At 67.0% G+C, this 16,808-nt stretch carries 20 protein-coding genes; 13 read left to right on the top strand and 7 right to left on the bottom strand.

The genetic code is table 11. From position 1 onward, the window contains the following. Positions 1 to 151 precede the first annotated feature (151 nt). Positions 152 to 1,273 (top strand): 3-isopropylmalate dehydrogenase, encoded by a 1,122-nt coding sequence (gene leuB / locus EPO55_RS07680; RefSeq protein WP_296336015.1) that lies wholly within the window; start codon positions 152 to 154, stop codon positions 1,271 to 1,273. Between the two features lie 5 nt (positions 1,274 to 1,278). Here leuB and EPO55_RS07685 read toward each other — a convergent pair whose 3' ends face one another. Beyond that, complete coding sequence (locus EPO55_RS07685; RefSeq protein ID WP_296336016.1) at positions 1,279 to 2,964, bottom strand: helicase HerA-like domain-containing protein; 1,686 nt, start codon at positions 2,962 to 2,964, stop codon at positions 1,279 to 1,281. Positions 2,965 to 3,028: 64 nt separating this feature from the next. Between EPO55_RS07685 and EPO55_RS07690 the strand changes: the two genes are divergently transcribed. Both EPO55_RS07690 and EPO55_RS07695 read left to right on the top strand, forming a co-directional pair. Then, positions 3,029 to 3,892: a TIM barrel protein gene (locus EPO55_RS07690; RefSeq protein ID WP_296336018.1), complete on the top strand. Its 864-nt coding sequence runs from the start codon at positions 3,029 to 3,031 to the stop codon at positions 3,890 to 3,892. 2 nt (positions 3,893 to 3,894) lie between these two features. Further along, on the top strand, positions 3,895 to 4,782 hold the full coding sequence (locus tag EPO55_RS07695) for a PhzF family phenazine biosynthesis protein (protein WP_296336019.1): 888 nt from the start codon (positions 3,895 to 3,897) through the stop codon (positions 4,780 to 4,782). On the opposite strand, the gene EPO55_RS07700 is transcribed toward EPO55_RS07695, so the two are convergent. From EPO55_RS07700 to EPO55_RS07710, 3 genes are read right to left on the bottom strand one after another with little or no spacing between them, the layout of a single operon-like run. Continuing rightward, on the bottom strand, positions 4,777 to 5,694 hold the full coding sequence (locus EPO55_RS07700) for a glutathione S-transferase family protein (RefSeq protein ID WP_296336020.1): 918 nt from the start codon (positions 5,692 to 5,694) through the stop codon (positions 4,777 to 4,779). The two genes, EPO55_RS07695 and EPO55_RS07700, sit on opposite strands and share 6 nt — an antisense overlap. Beyond that, a complete protein-coding gene (rpe, locus tag EPO55_RS07705) occupies positions 5,691 to 6,353 on the bottom strand; it encodes a ribulose-phosphate 3-epimerase (RefSeq protein ID WP_296336021.1) in 663 nt (220 codons plus the stop codon). The genes EPO55_RS07700 and rpe overlap by 4 nt, the downstream gene beginning before the upstream one ends. 12 nt (positions 6,354 to 6,365) lie before the next feature. Further along, the gene (locus tag EPO55_RS07710; RefSeq protein WP_296336022.1) at positions 6,366 to 7,262 is read right to left on the bottom strand and encodes a prephenate dehydratase; all 897 of its coding nucleotides are present in this window, start codon (positions 7,260 to 7,262) and stop codon (positions 6,366 to 6,368) included. Positions 7,263 to 7,450: 188 nt separating this feature from the next. On the opposite strand from EPO55_RS07710, the gene EPO55_RS07715 reads away from it, so the two are divergent. Together EPO55_RS07715 and hisN are read left to right on the top strand one after the other, a co-directional pair. Beyond that, positions 7,451 to 7,978: a cytochrome c family protein gene (locus EPO55_RS07715; RefSeq protein WP_296336023.1), complete on the top strand. Its 528-nt coding sequence runs from the start codon at positions 7,451 to 7,453 to the stop codon at positions 7,976 to 7,978. Positions 7,979 to 7,991: 13 nt separating this feature from the next. Continuing rightward, on the top strand, positions 7,992 to 8,762 hold the full coding sequence (gene hisN, locus EPO55_RS07720) for a histidinol-phosphatase (protein WP_296336025.1): 771 nt from the start codon (positions 7,992 to 7,994) through the stop codon (positions 8,760 to 8,762). 34 nt (positions 8,763 to 8,796) lie between these two features. Here the strand turns inward: hisN and EPO55_RS07725 are convergent, their stop codons facing one another. Continuing rightward, a complete protein-coding gene (locus EPO55_RS07725) occupies positions 8,797 to 9,276 on the bottom strand; it encodes a GNAT family N-acetyltransferase (protein WP_296336027.1) in 480 nt (159 codons plus the stop codon). Between the two features lie 103 nt (positions 9,277 to 9,379). On the opposite strand from EPO55_RS07725, the gene EPO55_RS07730 reads away from it, so the two are divergent. The 3 genes from EPO55_RS07730 (at position 9,380) to EPO55_RS07740 (ending at position 12,018) form a co-directional block, all read left to right on the top strand. Next, positions 9,380 to 9,847 (top strand): periplasmic heavy metal sensor, encoded by a 468-nt coding sequence (locus EPO55_RS07730; RefSeq protein WP_296336028.1) that lies wholly within the window; start codon positions 9,380 to 9,382, stop codon positions 9,845 to 9,847. Positions 9,848 to 9,900: 53 nt separating this feature from the next. After that, positions 9,901 to 10,593 carry a response regulator gene (locus EPO55_RS07735; RefSeq protein WP_296336029.1) on the top strand — a complete coding sequence of 231 codons (693 nt, stop codon included), beginning with the start codon at positions 9,901 to 9,903 and terminating at the stop codon, positions 10,591 to 10,593. Between the two features lie 159 nt (positions 10,594 to 10,752). Then, positions 10,753 to 12,018, top strand: coding sequence for a HAMP domain-containing sensor histidine kinase (locus EPO55_RS07740; protein ID WP_296336031.1), 1,266 nt, complete (start codon positions 10,753 to 10,755; stop codon positions 12,016 to 12,018). Between the two features lie 14 nt (positions 12,019 to 12,032). Here the strand turns inward: EPO55_RS07740 and EPO55_RS07745 are convergent, their stop codons facing one another. Further along, a complete protein-coding gene (locus EPO55_RS07745) occupies positions 12,033 to 12,569 on the bottom strand; it encodes a hypothetical protein (RefSeq protein WP_296336032.1) in 537 nt (178 codons plus the stop codon). Positions 12,570 to 12,633: 64 nt separating this feature from the next. On the opposite strand from EPO55_RS07745, the gene EPO55_RS07750 reads away from it, so the two are divergent. The 5 genes from EPO55_RS07750 to hisH all read left to right on the top strand — a co-directional run bounded on the left by EPO55_RS07750 (position 12,634) and on the right by hisH (position 16,434). Beyond that, on the top strand, positions 12,634 to 12,864 hold the full coding sequence (locus tag EPO55_RS07750) for a hypothetical protein (protein ID WP_296336033.1): 231 nt from the start codon (positions 12,634 to 12,636) through the stop codon (positions 12,862 to 12,864). 96 nt (positions 12,865 to 12,960) lie between these two features. Continuing rightward, the gene (locus EPO55_RS07755) at positions 12,961 to 14,232 is read left to right on the top strand and encodes an acyl-CoA dehydrogenase family protein (protein WP_296336034.1); all 1,272 of its coding nucleotides are present in this window, start codon (positions 12,961 to 12,963) and stop codon (positions 14,230 to 14,232) included. Continuing rightward, positions 14,229 to 15,134: a DMT family transporter gene (locus EPO55_RS07760; protein WP_296336035.1), complete on the top strand. Its 906-nt coding sequence runs from the start codon at positions 14,229 to 14,231 to the stop codon at positions 15,132 to 15,134. Before EPO55_RS07755 ends, EPO55_RS07760 begins: the two co-directional genes overlap by 4 nt. A gap of 7 nt (positions 15,135 to 15,141) precedes the next feature. Beyond that, positions 15,142 to 15,771 (top strand): imidazoleglycerol-phosphate dehydratase HisB, encoded by a 630-nt coding sequence (hisB, locus tag EPO55_RS07765; RefSeq protein ID WP_296336036.1) that lies wholly within the window; start codon positions 15,142 to 15,144, stop codon positions 15,769 to 15,771. Positions 15,772 to 15,780: 9 nt separating this feature from the next. Further along, positions 15,781 to 16,434: an imidazole glycerol phosphate synthase subunit HisH gene (gene hisH / locus EPO55_RS07770; RefSeq protein ID WP_296336037.1), complete on the top strand. Its 654-nt coding sequence runs from the start codon at positions 15,781 to 15,783 to the stop codon at positions 16,432 to 16,434. A 6-nt stretch (positions 16,435 to 16,440) separates the two neighbouring features. On the opposite strand, the gene EPO55_RS07775 is transcribed toward hisH, so the two are convergent. Further along, the gene (locus EPO55_RS07775; RefSeq protein WP_296336038.1) at positions 16,441 to 16,746 is read right to left on the bottom strand and encodes a hypothetical protein; all 306 of its coding nucleotides are present in this window, start codon (positions 16,744 to 16,746) and stop codon (positions 16,441 to 16,443) included. Positions 16,747 to 16,808: the final 62 nt, after the last annotated feature.

Raw genomic sequence — 16,808 nt, forward strand, 5'->3', positions numbered from 1 at the left:
TCCTGAGGAGGCCGCGCAGCGGCCGTCTCGAAGGATGGGCACGAGCACCGCGTTTGTTGCCCCTCCTTCGAGACGCGCCGAAGACGGCGCTCCTCAGGATGAGGCTTTGTTTTGATTGACCACTCCAAACCTGATCGGAAGACCTGACAACATGGCGTCCAATCGCAATCTGCTGGTGCTGCCCGGTGACGGCATCGGTCCGGAAGTGATGAACGAAGTCCGCAAGATCATCGCCTGGATGGGCAAGAAGCGTGCGGTTGGTTTCGACATCAAGGAAGACCTGGTGGGCGGCGCCGCTCTCGACAAGCATGGCGTGCCGCTCAGTGACGACGCCATGAAGTCGGCACTCGAGGCCGATGCCGTGCTGTTCGGCTCAGTCGGCGGCCCGAAGTGGGACACGGCCGACTTCAGCAAGAAACCCGAGCGTGGCCTCTTGCGCCTGCGCAAGGAAATGGACCTGTTCGCCAACCTGCGCCCGGCCAAGGTGTTCGATGCGCTGGTCGATGCCAGTTCGCTCAAGCCCGAGATCGTCAAAGGTCTCGACATCATGATCATCCGCGAGCTGACGAGCGGCGTGTATTTCGGCGAGCCACGCGGCCGCCACACCAACGCCCAGGGCGAGGTCGAGGCCTTCGACACCCAGCGCTACACGGCCCCCGAAATCCGCCGCGTCTGCGCCGTCGCCTTCGAGCTGGCGCGCAAGCGCAAGAACAAGGTGCTCTCGGCCGAGAAAGCCAACGTGATGTACACCGGCGTGCTGTGGCGCGAGGAAGCGACCAAGCTCCACAAGGAAAGCTATAGCGACGTAGCGCTCAGCCACATGTATGCCGACGCGCTCGCCATGCAGCTCCTGCGCGCGCCCAAGGACTTCGACGTCATCGTCACCGACAACCTGTTCGGCGACATTCTCTCGGACGAAGCGTCGATGCTGACCGGGTCGCTCGGCCTTCTGCCGTCGGCCTCGCTTGGTGCACCCGATGCGACGGGACGGCGCAAGGCGCTCTACGAACCCATTCATGGCAGCGCGCCCGACATCGCGGGCAAGGGCCTCGCCAATCCGATCGCGCAGACGCTCAGCTACGCCATGATGCTTCGCTACTCCTTCGACCTCGGCAAGGATGCCGATATTGTCGAGAAGGCGGTCGAGAACGTGCTGGCGGCGGGTTACCGCACCGGCGACCTGCTGGTCGGCGGCAAGACCGACGGCATCAAGAAGGTCGGCACCCAGGAAATGGGCGACGCCATCGTCAAGGAACTCGACCGGCTGGTCTGAGACTTCTACCGCAGGATCGAGCCCAGGACGCCCCGCAACACGGCGCCACCGACGCTGGCGCCGATGCTGGCGGCCTTGCCCTTGCCGAACACCGCCTTGGCGGCTTCGCGCGCGGCGATGGTGGCCATGCTGCGACTGGCGGCCTTGGCCACGGTCACGCCGATGGAGTCGCGCTGACGCCCGGCGGGAGCCTTCGGCGCCGGAGGGGGTGCCGGCGATTGCGCTTTCTTGAGCCGGGGTTCTACGCGCGGTGCCTCGGGATCCGGCGGCGGCGCCTCCGGGCGACCACCCCATGGACCAGACGGCGATGGCGATGGCGATGGCGCCGGCGCCGTTTGAGGCACGGAGCCGTACTGGCCGCGCCGGCGGGGCGTACCGTTGGCCGGGGCCGCCGGTGTGGTCTGGATGCCGGAGACGCGGCCGGTCAGCACCTCGTAGGCAGACGCCCGGTCGATGGCCTTGTCGTACTTGCCGGCAAGGGGGCTCGCCGACATGACCGCCATCCGCTCGGCGTCCTTTGCCGGTCCGATGCGGCCCTGGGGCGGCGCGATCAGGCAGCGCTCGACCGGGGTCGGCACGCCCTTGGTATCGAGGAACGACAGCAGCGCCTCGCCGACGCCCAGTTCGGTGATCGCCTGGGCGACGTCGAACTTCCGGTTCGGGCGGAAGGTCTCGGCCGCGACCTTCACCGCCTTCTGGTCCCGGGGCGTGAAGGCGCGCAATGCATGCTGCACGCGGTTGCCGAGCTGGCCCAGCACCGACTCAGGGATATCGAGCGGGTTCTGGGTGATGAAATAGATGCCGACCCCCTTGGACCGGATCAGCCGCACCACCTGCTCGATGCGCTCGAGCAGGGCCTTGGGCGCGTCGTCGAACAGCAGATGGGCCTCGTCGAAGAAGAAAACGAACCTGGGCTTGTCGAGGTCCCCCACCTCGGGCAACGCCTCGAACAGCTCGGAGAGGAGCCAGAGCAGAAACGTGCCGTAGAGCCGCGGGCTCTGCATCAGCCTGTCGGCGGCCAGGATGTTGATCGTGCCGAGGCCCGCGGCATCGCAGCGGATCATGTCGGTGAGATCGAGTGCCGGCTCGCCGAAGAAGCCCTCGCCGCCCTGCTGGTCGAGCATCAGGAGCTGGCGCTGGATGGTGCCGACCGACTGCCTGCTCACATTGCCGAACTCGTTGGTGAGCTGGCCGGCATTCTCCGCCAGCCATTGCAGCAGGGCCTGAAGGTCCTTGAAGTCGAGCAGCAGCAGGCCTTGTTCGTCGGCGACCTTGAAGGCGATGTTGAGCACGCCTTCCTGGGTTTCGTTGAGCTGAAGCAGGCGCGCCATCAGCACCGGTCCGACCTCGCTCACCGTCGTGCGGATCGGATGGCCCTTCTCGCCGAACAGGTCCCAGTAGGCCGTCGGGAAGGCACGGCCGGCATAGCCCTCGATCTGCATCTGCCTGGCGCGCTCGACCGCCCGCGGATTATCGCCGCCCGGCTGGCTGACGCCGGACAGATCGCCCTTCACGTCGGCCATGAACACCGGCACCCCATAGGCGGAGAAGCCCTCGGCGATGGTCTGCAGGGTCACGGTCTTGCCGGTGCCGGTCGCGCCGGCAATCAGCCCATGCCGGTTGCCGTACTTCAGCAGGAGATACTGATCGGCATCGCTCGCGCCCACGAAAATCGCCGCTTCGTCGCTCATGCCGCCTCCCTCGATCGCCAACAGGACCTTAGCCAAAGACGGCGCCCGATAGTAGGGTGGCGGCATGACCTTGCCCCGTCTTGCGCTTGCCGTGATCGGCGATGAAATCGGCCCCACCCTCGACGAAATGCTCTCGTTCTGTGCCGAGAACGACGTCCGCCGGCTCGACATGCGGACGCTCGGCGGCCGCAGCCTCATGGGCATGACGCTGGCCGAGGTCGCAGCGGTCGCCCGAACCATCGAGCAGGCGGGCCTCAGCGTCCCGACCTTCGTCTCGCCGCTGCTGAAATGGCCCATGCCCGGCAAGGAAGCCGCCAACGGCAAGGTCGACTTCGCCTTCGACCCCGCGACCTGCCCAGGCGACGATCCGCTGGTCCACGCCTTCGACGTGGCGATCGTGCTCAAGGCGCGCAAGCTGCGCGTGTTCACGCATCTGCGCTATCCGGGCTACCGGCCTTCCGATCTCGTGGCCCGGTTCGAACGCCTGGCCGACCTTGCCGGCAACTACAGCGTCGACCTGGAAATCGAGAACGAGCCCGTCTGCAACGTCGGTTCGGTGGCCGAACTTGCCACCTTCTTCAGCGATTTCCCGGCACCGATGCCGAGGGTCATCAAGCCCCTGGTCGACATCGCCAACGGCTGGTCGATGGGCTTGCCGCCGAGCGACGCCGACATCGCGCCGCTTGCCGTGCATGTCGATGCCATCCATCTCAAGGACCGCGACATGACGGCGAAAAGAACGGTCCCGCTGGGTGACGGGGACATTCCCTGGGCCGACGAGCTCAGGCGACTGCTGCGCGGCGTGGAAGTCCCCGAAGTGCTCGCCAGCATCGAGACGCATTGCCCCGACGACGGCCGCAACGCCACCGCGCGCTCCGTTGCCGCCTTGCGCCGCATTGCGGGTGAGATCGGCGTCGAGGTCGTCTAGCGATGAAGACCTACGAGTACGTCACGGTCGACGTCTTCACCGACCGGCGCTTCGGCGGCAATCCGCTCGCCGTCTTTCCCGACGCGCAGGGCCTGTCGGACGGCGAGATGCAGTCGCTCGCCACCGAGTTCAATCTGAGCGAGACGACCTTCGTCCTGCCCCCGGCCGATCCGGCCAACACGGCGCGCGTGCGCATCTTCAACCGCAGCGCCGAAATGCCGTTCGCCGGCCATCCCAATGTCGGCACCGGCTGGGTCCTGGCCGGCCGTGGCCGGGCCAAGGAAGGCGTGCTGCGCTTCGAGGAAATCGCCGGACTGGTCGAGGTCAAGGTCGAGAGCGATATCGTGACGATTGCGGCGCCTCAGCCCTTGACGCTCGGACCCGAAATGCCGGCTGGCCTGCTGGCTGGTTGCGTCGGCCTGGCACCTGAGGAGATTCTCCTCGCCACGCATCGGCCGGTCATGGCGTCGGTCGGAAACTCCTTCGTTGTGGCGGAGGTGACGCCCGATGGGCTCACCCGCGCGGCTCCCGATCTCGCGCGCTTTCGCGACGCCCACGCGGCGTTTCCCGCACTCGGACCGCGGCGCCTGCCACTCTATCTCTACGCACATGACGGCCAGGCCAAAAATAAAACGCGCCTGCGCGCCCGCATGTTCTCGCCGCTGTCGGGCACTGTCGAAGACGCCGCCACGGGAAGTGCCGCGACGCCGCTTGCCGCCCTGCTGCTGTCCCTGACCGATGAACAGGCGCGACGCTACGACATCGTACAAGGCGTCGAAATGGGCCGACCCAGCCTGCTGCGTGCCTCGGCGCATCGGGCAGCCGATGGCATCCGGGCTGCCGTGGGTGGCGGCTGCGTGCCGGTGCTGAAGGGCGAGGTTTCGCTATAGCGCCTGGACGATGAAGCCTGCTCGCGGGAAATGGACGACGACGTCACCCACGCGCTCGTCATGGCGCGCGAGCGAAATACGGTCGGCCGCGAGCCCGACCAGCGTTCCCGCAACCGGCACCTTGCCCGTGTCATCCGGCGTCACCGACAGTTTCTGACCGGCCTTCAGCCCGCTGGGATCGCTGCCGTCGACACTCGTCTTGCCGGGAGTCGCCGCCTTGGCGATTTCGAGGGCGTCGCTTGCCTCGATGTCAGCGCGCTTGCCATGGCCCAGCACGCCCATGTGTTCCATCCAGGTGGCGATCTTCGGAAGCCGGTCAAGCGGTGCGGCCGCCGGGCCGAGATGCTGGCGGATGAACCACACCGGATTGTAGAGCGCGCAATCCGCCAGGCTCGGCTCGCCACCCAGCAGGAACGTGCGGCCGTCGGCCAACATCGTCTCGGCCAGCGACAGCAGCGCATACGTCTGGTCACGCACGAACGGCAGCGCCGCGCGCATCCTTTCGGGGTCGAACAAGCGGCCGGAAAATTCGCTGCGGTCCTTCTTGAAAGCCTCGCCGAACTTGTCGGCGACCTGGCTCATGACCACGCCGACCGCCGGCGAGAAGATCAGCCGATCCGCCCACATGGTGATCGCTCGTGCCTCGCCTTCGCGGCCCTTGGGCTGGAACGCGGGTGACGGCAGGCGCCTGTCGAGTTCCAGCATGATGAGCTGGGTGTCGCAGTAGATGTCGGCGCCGATCTGCATCACCGGCGTCTTGCGATAGCCGCCGGTGAGCGGCATCAGGTCAGGCTTGGGCATGACGTTGGGAATGTCGACAGACTTCCACGCCGCCTGCTTGAGGCCGAGGCCAATGCGCACCTTCTCCGCAAAAGGCGACAGGGCGTAGTGATGCAGGATGATGTCGGTCATGAGCGCAGCGCCTTGATGTTGGCGGCATAGCGGTCCGGCCCGCCGCTGAAGACCGCGGTGCCGGCCACGAGGACGTCGGCGCCTGCCTTGATGCAGCGCCTGGCCGTCTCGGGATTGACGCCACCGTCGACTTCGAGATCGATCGGTTTGCCCAGCGTATCGATCGCCTTGCGCAGCGCCGCGATCTTCGCGAGCTGGCTGTCGATGAAAGCCTGGCCACCGAAGCCGGGATTGACGCTCATCACCAGCACGAGATCGAGATCGCCCAGCACATGCTCGATGGTCGAAAGCGGCGTCGCGGGATTGAGCACGCAGCCGGCTTTCTTGCCGTGGCTCTTGATGAGCTGGATGGTGCGATGGACGTGCGCCCCGGCCTCGGGGTGGAACGAGATCACATCGGCCCCGGCATCGACATAGGCCGGCACCATCGGATCGACCGGCGAGATCATGAGATGCACGTCGAACGGCAGCTTGCTGTGCTTGCGGAGCGCCTTCACGACCATCGGGCCGATGGTGATGTTGGGAACGAAGTGGCCGTCCATCACGTCGACATGGATCCAGTCGGCCCCGGCCGCGCTCACCGCGGCGATCTCGGCGCCGAGCGCGGCGAAGTCGGCGCTGAGGATGGACGGAGCGATGCGGACGGACTGCTGCGACATGGATTGCCTCGTTCAGGTGCCGGGACGCGTGGGGGCTTCCCAGCCTTTGCGCCGGAACGGATTGACCGGAAACGTGCCCAGCGGCTTGAACTCCTCGGAGAAGAACCCGAGTTCCTCGAAGGCGAGCTGCAGGCTGCGCTGCTCGGGATGGCCTTCGACCTCGGCATAGAACTCCGCCTGCTCGAAGCGCGCACCCGAGAGATAGCTCTCCAGCTTCACGATATTGACGCCGTTGGTGGCGAAGCCGCCCAGCGCCTTGTAGAGCGCGGCCGGCACACTCTTCACCCGGAACAGGAAGGCGGTCATGCAGTGCACGGTGCGCCAGTCGGGAGTGGCCTCCTCGCGCGAGAACACCAGCATGCGCGTGGTGTTGTGATCGGCGTCCTCGATGTTCTTGGCCAGAACCTTGAGATTATAGATGCGAGCCGCCAGCGAGGACGCGATGGCGCCGACGCTCTTGTCGCCGATTTCGGCGATCTCGCGCGCGGCCCCCGCCGTATCGGCATGGACCAGTGGCTGAAAGCGGTGCTTCTTCAGGAAATTGCGGCATTGGGCCAAGGCCTGAACGTGGCTTTTGACCGTGCGGATGGTCTTGAGCGAGGCGCCCGGCAGGGCCACCAGACAATGCTCGACCCGCTGGAAATGCTCGGCCACGATCTTGAGCCGGGTGTGTGGCAGCAGGCTGTGCAGGTCGGCGACCCGACCGGCGATCGAGTTCTCGACCGGGATAATGGCCAGTTCCGCCCGGCCGGCCTGGACCGCCGCCATGGCGGTCTCGAAGGTCGGACAGGGCAGGGTCGTCATGTAGGGAAAGGCCGCGCGGCAGGCCATGTCCGAGTTCGCCCCCGGCTCGCCCTGGAAGGCGATGATGTTGCTGGCCCTGCCCTTGCTGCTCCGCGCCTTCGCCATGTCCCGAACTCTCCCTCAATGTTCCGATTAGTCCCGATCCACCGCCCGCCGACAGGCGAAAAACCTCGCAAAATCCGAGACTTGCGACGTTCCGCCGCGCGAGCCCGATGCGGCGATCGGATACTACTGACGACGCTGCGGGCATGCTACAGCAACGTCCGTAAAAACTGCCGTTCCGGGATCCGACTATGGCCAATTTCAACACGGTTGCGGGCTGCATTCTGGCCTCCGCCCTCTTCGCGATGGTGGTTGGCAAGGTTTCCAACGCCGTGGTTCATCCGCACAAGCTCGACAAGCCGGCGCTCGCCGTCGTCGACGAAGCGCCGACCCAGACAGCGGCGGCCGCCCCGGTCGAAGTCAGCCCGATCGGTCCCAAGCTCGCCGGCGCCAATGTCGACGCGGGCAAGGCGATCTTCATGAAGCAGTGCTTCACCTGCCACACCACCGACAAGGGCGGCGCCAACAAGGTGGGCCCGAACCTGTGGGACATCGTCGGCCGCAAGGTGGCGAGCCATGCGGGCTTCAGCTACTCCTCGGCCCTGCAGGCCAAGGGCGGTGACTGGAGCTACGAGGACATCAACCGCATGATCCTCAAGCCCACCGCCTACGTGAAGGGCACCAAGATGGCCTTCGCCGGCCTTCCCAAGGAGCAGGAGCGGGCCGACGTAATCGCCTACCTGCGCACCATGGCCGACACACCCAAGCCGCTGCCCTAAGTCGTTGGCCTAGGTGGTCGAGCCCCGCTTCGTCCAACTGGCCAACGCCCTGGCCGACGCCGCGCGGCCGATCGCGGCCCGCTATTTCCGCACCCCTGTCGCGATCGACGACAAGACCGACAACAGTCCGGTCACCATTGCCGACCGCGAGGCCGAGACGGCGATGCGCGATCTGCTCCAGCGCCACGTGCCCGAGCACGGCGTGTTCGGCGAGGAGCATGGCGCCGTCAGGACCGACGCCGAATATGTCTGGGTGCTGGATCCGATCGACGGCACCAAGGCCTTCATCACCGGCCTGCCGATCTTCGGCACGCTGGTGGCGCTGCTCCATCGCGGCAAGCCCGTGCTGGGCATCATCGACCAGCCGATCCTGAAGGAGCGCTGGCTGGGCGTCGATGGCCAGCGCTCGACCTTCAACGGCCAGCCGATCTCCGTCCGTGTCTGCCCGTCCCTCGACCGCGCCTACATGTATTCGACCGCGCCGATCATGTTTCCCGGCGCCTACGAGGCGCCGCACGAGAAGCTCACGAAGAAGGTGAAGCTCTTCCGCTGGGGCGGCGATTGCTACGCCTACGGGCTGCTGGCGTCCGGCCATGTCGACCTGGTGGTCGAGGCGAGCCTGAAGCTTTACGATTTCGCCGCGCTCGTGCCCGTCATCAAGGGGGCTGGCGGGCTGATCACCGACTGGCGCGGCAAGGAACTGGACATGAATTCCGACGGCTCGGTTTTGGCGGCGGGCGATGCGAAAGTGCATGCCGAATCGATGGGAATTCTGGACACCTGAAACCGGCCGGACTGTCCACTAATCCGACTGTCCACTAATCGCGGGACTTGTCGTACCAGACGATGTCCTTGAACCCCCGGTAGGCCACGCGCTTGCGATAGGTGAGGCCGATGCGCTTCATCACCGCCTGCGACGCCACATTGTCGGGCAGGGCGATGGCGAAGATCAGCCCCAGCCCCAGCGTCTCGAAGCCGTAGTCGAGCGACGCCCGCGCCACCTCGGTCGCATAGCCCTTGCCCCAGGCGTCGGGATGGAGCGCCCACAGCACCTCGGTCTCGCCGAATTCGGGCACGTAATTCAGCCCGCCATGGCCGATCAGCCGGCCGCCCTCGAAGACACCCCACGGCGCGTAGCGGCGTTCCTCCCACGAGACCGCGAAACGCTCGATCACGCCCGGCAGGGGCTTCGGCACCCATTTCACCACCTCGGGATGATGGCGGATCGCGAGATAGGCCTCGGCATCGTCCGGCAGCAGCGGCCGCAAGGCGAGCCGCTCGGTCATCAGAATCGTCATGGCCGCCAACTTTACACAACTTTACGGCGGCGAGACGACGGCGAAACCGTGGCCCGCCATATCGCTGGAACGGGGACGTGACCCGAAACAGATGGAGACAGACATGACGACCCTCAGCATCAAGACGGCGATGGTGGCCCTCGTCGCCGGCAGCCTCGCGATGACCGCCGGCGGCACCGCCTTCGCCCGCGCCGACGGCGCGGGCATGGATCCGGCCAAGTTCCAGCAGCGCATCGAGAAGCGCGTGGACAAGGCGCTCGACGGCACCACCGCCACCGCCGACCAGAAGAAGAAGATCACAGAGATCCTCCAGGCGGCGTTCGGCGACATGAAGGGCATGCACACGCAGCGCGCCGAAGTCCGCAAGGCCCTGACCGAGGCCATGAGCGCCCCTACCATCGACGCCGCCAAGGTCGAGCAGATCCGCGCCCAGCAGATCAAGCTGATGGACGACGGTTCCAGGCGCTTTACCAAAGCCCTGATCGACGCCGGCAACGTGCTGAACGCCGAGCAGCGCCAGGCCTTCTTCAAGAAGTGGAACGAGCGCAGCCACGGCCCTCGTAAGGGCTAATGGGCAAGGGCTAAGGAGTGACATCAGGGCCGCGACCGACCGATACTGAAGCGATGGCCGAGCGCATCCTGATGATCGACGACGACAACCGCCTCGCCGGGATGGTCTCCGACTATCTCGGCGGAGCGGGCTTTCGTGTGACAGTCGCCGGCACCGGCCGCGAGGGCGAGGCGCTCCTGAAGCGCGAGACCTTCGACGCCGTCATCCTCGACCTCATGCTGCCCGACGCCGACGGCCTCGACCTCTGCCGCAAGCTGCGCGCGTCGAGCGACGTGCCCATCCTGATGCTGACGGCGCGCGGCGAGCCCATGGACAAGGTCGTGGGCCTGGAAATCGGCGCCGACGATTATCTTGCCAAGCCGTTCGAGCCGCGCGAGCTGCAGGCCCGGCTGCGCGCCATCCTGCGCCGCAAGGGCACGGGCGGAGCGCCGTCCGAGACCTTGCGCTTCGGGCGCCTGGAGATCGACAAGGGCGCCCGCGTCGTGCGGGTCGACGGCGAGGAACGCACGATCACCTCGTACCAGTTCACCATCCTGCTGGTGCTGGCCGAACGCGCTGGCCGGGTGCTGTCGCGCGACGCGCTGATGGACCTCCTGAAAGGCGAGAAGCTCGAAGCCTTCGACCGATCCGTCGACGTCCACATCAGCCGCATTCGCGCCGCCATCGAGGACGACCCAAAGAAGCCACGCCGGATTTTGACCTTGCGCGGCACCGGGTATGTGTTCGCGAAGGACCAGGATCGATGAGGGTCATGACCCCCTCCGCCGCGTATGACGCGGCACCTCCCCCGCAAGCGGGGGAGGAGTTTGATTCTTCTCTGCCCCCGCGAAGCGGGGGAAGTGCCTCCGGAGGGGGCGAAGGGGGTCATGGTCTTACGTCTCATTGGCGGCGGGCTCGCTAATTCCATGAACCGCCTCTACCTCCAGTTCTACGTCACCATCCTGGTCGTGCTGGCGGTGTTCGTGGGCGCGGCGGCGCTGTTGTGGCGGCTGGCCGACGACGACAACCGCACGCCGCAGTATCTCGACGTCGCGGCCGAGCTCACCGGCGCGCTGCTGCCGGACGCCGATGCCGCCAAGGCCGAGCAGCAGAAGGCCGTCGAGGCGCTGCACCGCAAGCTCCGCTTCGACATCGCGCTCTACCGCGCCGACGGCGAGATGATCGCCATGGCCGGCAAGGTGCCGCCGCGCTTCAGCATCGAACGCGCCCGCGCCGGCTGGCGGCGCGGCCCCGGCGGGCCGAACTTCACGCTGCAACTTCCCGACGGCCGCTGGCTGGTGGCGCGCCAGGTCCGTGAGCGGCCCAACCCGACCTTCTGGATCGCCGCCGCCCTGGCGCTGGTCGCCATCGCCGTCGCCGTCGGCGCCTTCCCCGTCGTGCGCGGGCTGGGGCGCCGCCTCGAACGCCTGCGCGCCGGCGTCGAGCAGCTGGGTGGGGGCGACCTCGGCGCCCGCGTCAAGGTCGAGGGCCGCGACGAGGTGGCCGCCCTGGCCGAAAGCTTCAACCGCTCCGCCCAGCGCATCGAGGAGCTGGTGGCGGCGCACCGCCTGCTGCTGGCCAACGCCAGCCACGAGCTGCGCACGCCGCTTGCCCGCATCGCCGTCGCCGCCGCGCTGCTGGGCGAGAATGCCGATCCCAAGACGCGCGACTCGCTCAAACAGGACGTGGCTGAGCTCGACCAGCTGATCGAGCAGATCCTGCTGGCGAGCCGGCTCGAAGCCCTGCCCACCCTGGAACGCCGCGAGCCGGTCGATCTGCTGGCGCTGGCGGCCGAGGAGGCCTCGCATTACGACCTCGAGGCGACCGGCGAGTCCGTCATCGTGTCGGGCGACCGCACCCTGCTGCGCCGGCTGGTGCGCAACCTGGTCGAGAACGCCCGGCGCTACGGCGGCAGCGAGGACGGCAGAGGTCCGATCTCGGTGTCCGTCGCTCACGAAGGCAGCCGCGCGGTGCTGAACGTCACCGACCACGGCCCCGGCGTGCCCGAGGCCGAGCGGCAGCGCATCTTCGAGCCCTTCTATCGCCTGGCCGGCGGCGCCGAGTCCGGCCGCGGCAGCGGCCTCGGCCTCGCCCTGGTGCTCGACATCGCGCGCCGCCACGGCGGCGATGCGGTGTGCCTCGCGGCGGAGGGTGGCGGGAGCAGGTTCCGAGTGGATCTGCCGGCGGCGTAAGGCCCCTCGCCCGGCTACAAATCCTCGGGCAGGCCATGTTCGACGAGGTGGCCGCCACTGAAGCGCGGATCGTCCGTCACTTCGCGGATGGCAAAGTCGGGCATGGGGAATGAGGCCATCCGCTCTGGCGTATCGAATTCGGCTTCGACCATCCTGAGCCCCGCGAGTGCACCCTGGAACTCGTCGACCGACAGCACGACCCCGCGAGGCGCTTTCAATCGGTGGCGCAGCTTCCTGATCCTGAGGCCCGGAAGTGCTGCAGCGAGGACAGCGAACTCGTGCTCTGGCAGGTAGATCGAGGTGATCAGCCTTGTCTTCGGATCGACGTCGGCCTTTCGACTGAACCGCAGCATTGCCGGATCGCCGTTGTGGGGACGCGCCTCCCGAAGACGCAACCGTGTGCCGGTCACGTACAGATCGACGATGGTCTCGGTCCGCACGATCCGCTCAAACGGCACCTCGCGGCAGAGCCAGCGGCGCTCGCGCTCGACCACCGTGTAGGCCGGCTTGGGGAAGCCGAGGGACTTTGCGATCGCCGGGTCGATGTCCATCCGCCTTTATCGCACAGGCTGCCGGCGAGCTGTTATGCTGGCCGGAAGCGGGGGAGCCCAAACGATGTCGATCCTGGTCTGGATGTTCCTTGCCCTGCTCGGGAGCCTCCTCGCCTGGGAGGGTGCCGCGAGACTGCGGCGCTGGCGGGCCGGCCGCGCCGGCGAAAGGCCGGCCGACGACGACCGCGTTTACTCGCCCGAGGTGGAACTGCGGCGGGGCTTGGATGCTGCCGCGAGTTCAGCCGACCATGCCTCCGCCGTCGGCTTGAGGGCCCGCGTCGGGCCTCGACGCTAGTTTTGACCCCCCGCGTCCGGCGGACAGCTGCCATTGTCCGAGGGAAAGAACGCTTTATGGTGGCCGGTGAATGACCGTTTACCGAGGAAGCGCGCCATGGATTTCAATATTCCCGCCGACATCGCGGCCTACATCGCCGAACTCGACACCTTCATCGAGCGCGAGATCCGGCCGCTCGAGCAGCAGGACGACAACATCCGCTTCTTCGACCATCGCCGCGAGCATGCCCGCACCGACTGGGACAATGACGGCCAGCCGCGCCACGAGTGGGAAGAGCTTCTGGCCGAGATGAAGCGCCGCGCCGATAAGGCCGGGCACCTGCGCTTCGGGCTGCCCAAGGCGCTGGGCGGCAAGGACGGGTCGAACCTCGCCATGGCACTGATCCGCGAGCATCTCGCGCACAAGGGGCTGGGGCTGCACAACGACCTGCAGAACGAGAGCTCGATCGTCGGCAACTTCCCGGTGGCGCTGCTGCTGCACCGCTTCGGCACGCAGGAGCAGAAGGACCGCTACATCGAAGGCATGTTCAAGGGTACGGAGCGCATCGGCTTCGGCCTCACCGAGCCGCTGCACGGCTCCGACGCCACCTTCATGGAAACGGTGGCGGTCAGGAAGGGCAGCGACTGGACGATCAACGGCATGAAGCGGTTCAACACCGGCATGCACACCGCCACGGTCGACCTGGTGTTTGCCCGCACCTCGGGCAAGGCGGGCGATGCGCGCGGCATCTCGGCGTTCCTGGTGCCGGTGAAGACGCCGGGCTTCAAGATCGAATACATGTGGTGGACCTTCAACATGCCGTCGGACCATGCCGAGGTCTCGCTCACCGACGTGACGGTGCCGGGTTCGACCATGCTGGGCGAGGAAGGCCGCGGCCTCGACGTGGCGCAGACCTTCGTGCACGAGAACCGCATCCGCCAGGCCGCCTCGAGCCTCGGCGCGGCGCAATACTGCATCGACATGTCGGTGGCTTACGCCAAGAACCGCAAGGTGTTCGGCAAGGCGCTGGCGACCAACCAGGCGATCCAGTTTCCGCTGGCGGAGCTGCACACCGAGGCCGAGATGACGCGCGGGCTCGTCCGCAAGACGGCGTGGCATCTCGACCGAGAGCACCATATGAGCGTCTCGGAATGGGTGGCGATGTCGAACTACCGCGCCAATCGCCTCGTGTGCGACGCCGCCGACCGCGCCATGCAGGTGCATGGCGGCATCGGCTATTCGCGCCACACGCCGTTCGAGCACATCTACCGCCACCACCGCCGCTACCGCATCACCGAGGGCTCGGAGGAGATCCAGATCCGCCGTGTCGCCGGCACGCTGTTCGGCTTCTGGGGCGCGCAAAAGGCTTCTACCGCGCCGAAGCAGTGAGGGGATCACGCACCACTGGCGACGTCCTGATGTTCGGCACGGCCATGCTGATGGGATCGAGCTATCCCTTCGCCAAGGACGTGCTGCAGGTGATGAGCCCGCTTCTCTACAGCGCCTCACGCTACCTGGTCGCGGCCCTGTTCCTGTTTGCGGTCATGGCGCTGATGCGCAAGCCCATGGCGCTGCCGCGGCGCGACTGGCTGTCGATGCTGCTGCTGTCGCTGGTGGGCGTCACACTGTTCCAGGCCTGCTGGGGGCTAGCCATGGCGCGTAGCGCGCCCAGCGTCGGCTCGATCGTGATGACGACGACGACAGCCTTCGCCGCCATCCTGGCCTGGTTCGGCGGGCGGCGGCTCCCGGTGCTGGGCTGGGCCGGCATCGTGCTCGCCTTCGCGGGCGTCGTGCTGGTGGTGAACAATTCGCTCTCGGCCTTTACCCTCTCCTTCGGCAGCCTCGACGGCACGCTGCTCTGGATGCTCTCGGCCTTCGCCTGGGCCCTCTATGTCGAGCAGTGCGCGCCCTACAACCTCCGGCTGGGCGCACTTCGCGTGATGGCCTGGACGACCCTGTTCGGCTCGCTGGTGCTGCTGCCGATTTCGCTCGCTTTCGACTCGCTGGGCGAGTTCGGGCGGCTGGACGACCGGCTGCTGGGTTTCTGGCTCTACACCGCCATCTTCCCGGTGGGGGTGGCCTTCCTGGGCCTGACGGCCGGGCTCGAGCGCCTCGGGGTGAGCCGGGTCATGGTCTACATGTACCTGATCCCGGTGGCCGGGGTGGGCCTGTCGGCGGCGTTTTTCGGCGATCCGCTGACCGCAGCCCGTGTGCTGGGCGGCCTGATCGTGCTGGCGGGCGTCATTCTGACGCGCGTCGCGCTCGACCGCGCCGCCCGCCTTCCTGTATGACCTTTATATGGCCTCGACCCTCGAAACCCTGAAGACACCCGGCAGCGGCGGGCGGCGCGCGTCCGTCAGCCGTGCCACCAAGGAGACCCGGATCTCCGCCGCCATCAATCTCGACGGCACCGGCAAGTACGACATCAAGACCGGCATCGGCTTTCTCGATCACATGCTGGAGCAGCTCTCGCGCCACAGCCTGATCGACATCACGCTGCGCGCCGAAGGCGACCTGCACATCGACTATCACCACACGACCGAGGATTCGGGCATCGTGCTGGGCGAGTGCCTGGCCAAGGCGCTGGGCGACCGCGCCGGCATCCGCCGCTACGGCAGCGCCGTAATCCCGATGGACGAGACGCTGACCGAGGTGGCGCTCGATGCCTCGAACCGGCCGTACCTGATCTGGAAGGTGAATTTCTCCAAGCCCAAGCTCGGCACCATGGACACCGAGCTGTTCAAGGAGTGGTTCCAGGCCTTCGCCCAGCTGGGCGGCCTCACGCTGCATGTGTGGAACCACTACGGCGACAACAACCACCACATCGTCGAGAGCTGTTTCAAGGGCATCGCCCGGGCACTGCGCGTTGCCGTCGAGATCGACCCGCGGCAGGCGACAGCGGTGCCCAGCACCAAGGGCGTCCTCTAGGCGACAACCATGACCGTCGCCATCGTCGATTACGGTTCGGGCAATCTCCGCTCCGCCGCCAAAGCCTTCGAGCGCGCCGCCCGCGAGGCCGGCACGCACGAGCGCGTGCTGGTGACGTCGAACCCGCGCGATGTGACCGAGGCCGACCGCATCGTGCTGCCGGGCGTCGGCGCTTTCGCCGACTGCCGCGCCGGTCTCTACGCCGTGCCGGGCATGGTCGAGGCGCTGCAGCGTGAAGTGATCGAGCGCGCCAAACCCTTCCTCGGCATCTGCGTCGGCATGCAGCTGATGGCCACGCGCGGCGTGGAATATGGCGTGCATGCCGGCCTCGACTGGATCGCGGGCGACGTCGTGCGCATCGAGCCCAAGGGGCAAGGGGGCAAGGATCATCTGAAAATCCCGCACATGGGCTGGAACGAGCTGCGCGAACTCAAGGAGCACCCGCTGCTGCAAGGGATCGCCGAACGCGACCATGCCTATTTCGTGCATTCCTTCCAGCTCCAGGCGAGCCGGCCCGAGACGGTGCTGGCGGTCGTCGACTACGGCGGGCCGGTCACCGCCATGGTCGGCCGTGACAATCTCGCCGGCACGCAGTTCCATCCCGAGAAGAGCCAGGCGACCGGCCTGCGCCTGATCGCGAACTTCCTGCGCTGGAAGCCCTGAGGCGCCCTAGTTCCGCGGCGGCAACGTGAACCTGGCGTTGAGCAGCTTGCGCTCGAGCACCGGGATGGCCTCTGCAACGGTGCCTTCGTGCTTGCACTGGGCAAGGGCGGTGCCGCCGACGGCATCGGGCGTCACGGGCGTGCGGGGGCCGGCCTCGGAACGTCCGACATAGCGGATATAAAGCTCGCTCAGCCGGGCGCAGTACTGCATGTCGGCGTTGGGATAGCCGCCAAAGGGCTTGCCCTGGGCCTGCGTCGCAGGCGCCGGCACGAGAACCAGCAGAGAGATCAGAAGCGCCGGAATTCGCGACATGACGAAAAGGTTCCCTGCATTGAGCTGAATTTCTGGTGATCGCCGGGGGCTTGCGCGCCAGC

The organism is Reyranella sp. (assembly GCF_004296935.1).
Classification (GTDB): Bacteria; Pseudomonadota; Alphaproteobacteria; order Reyranellales; family Reyranellaceae; genus Reyranella.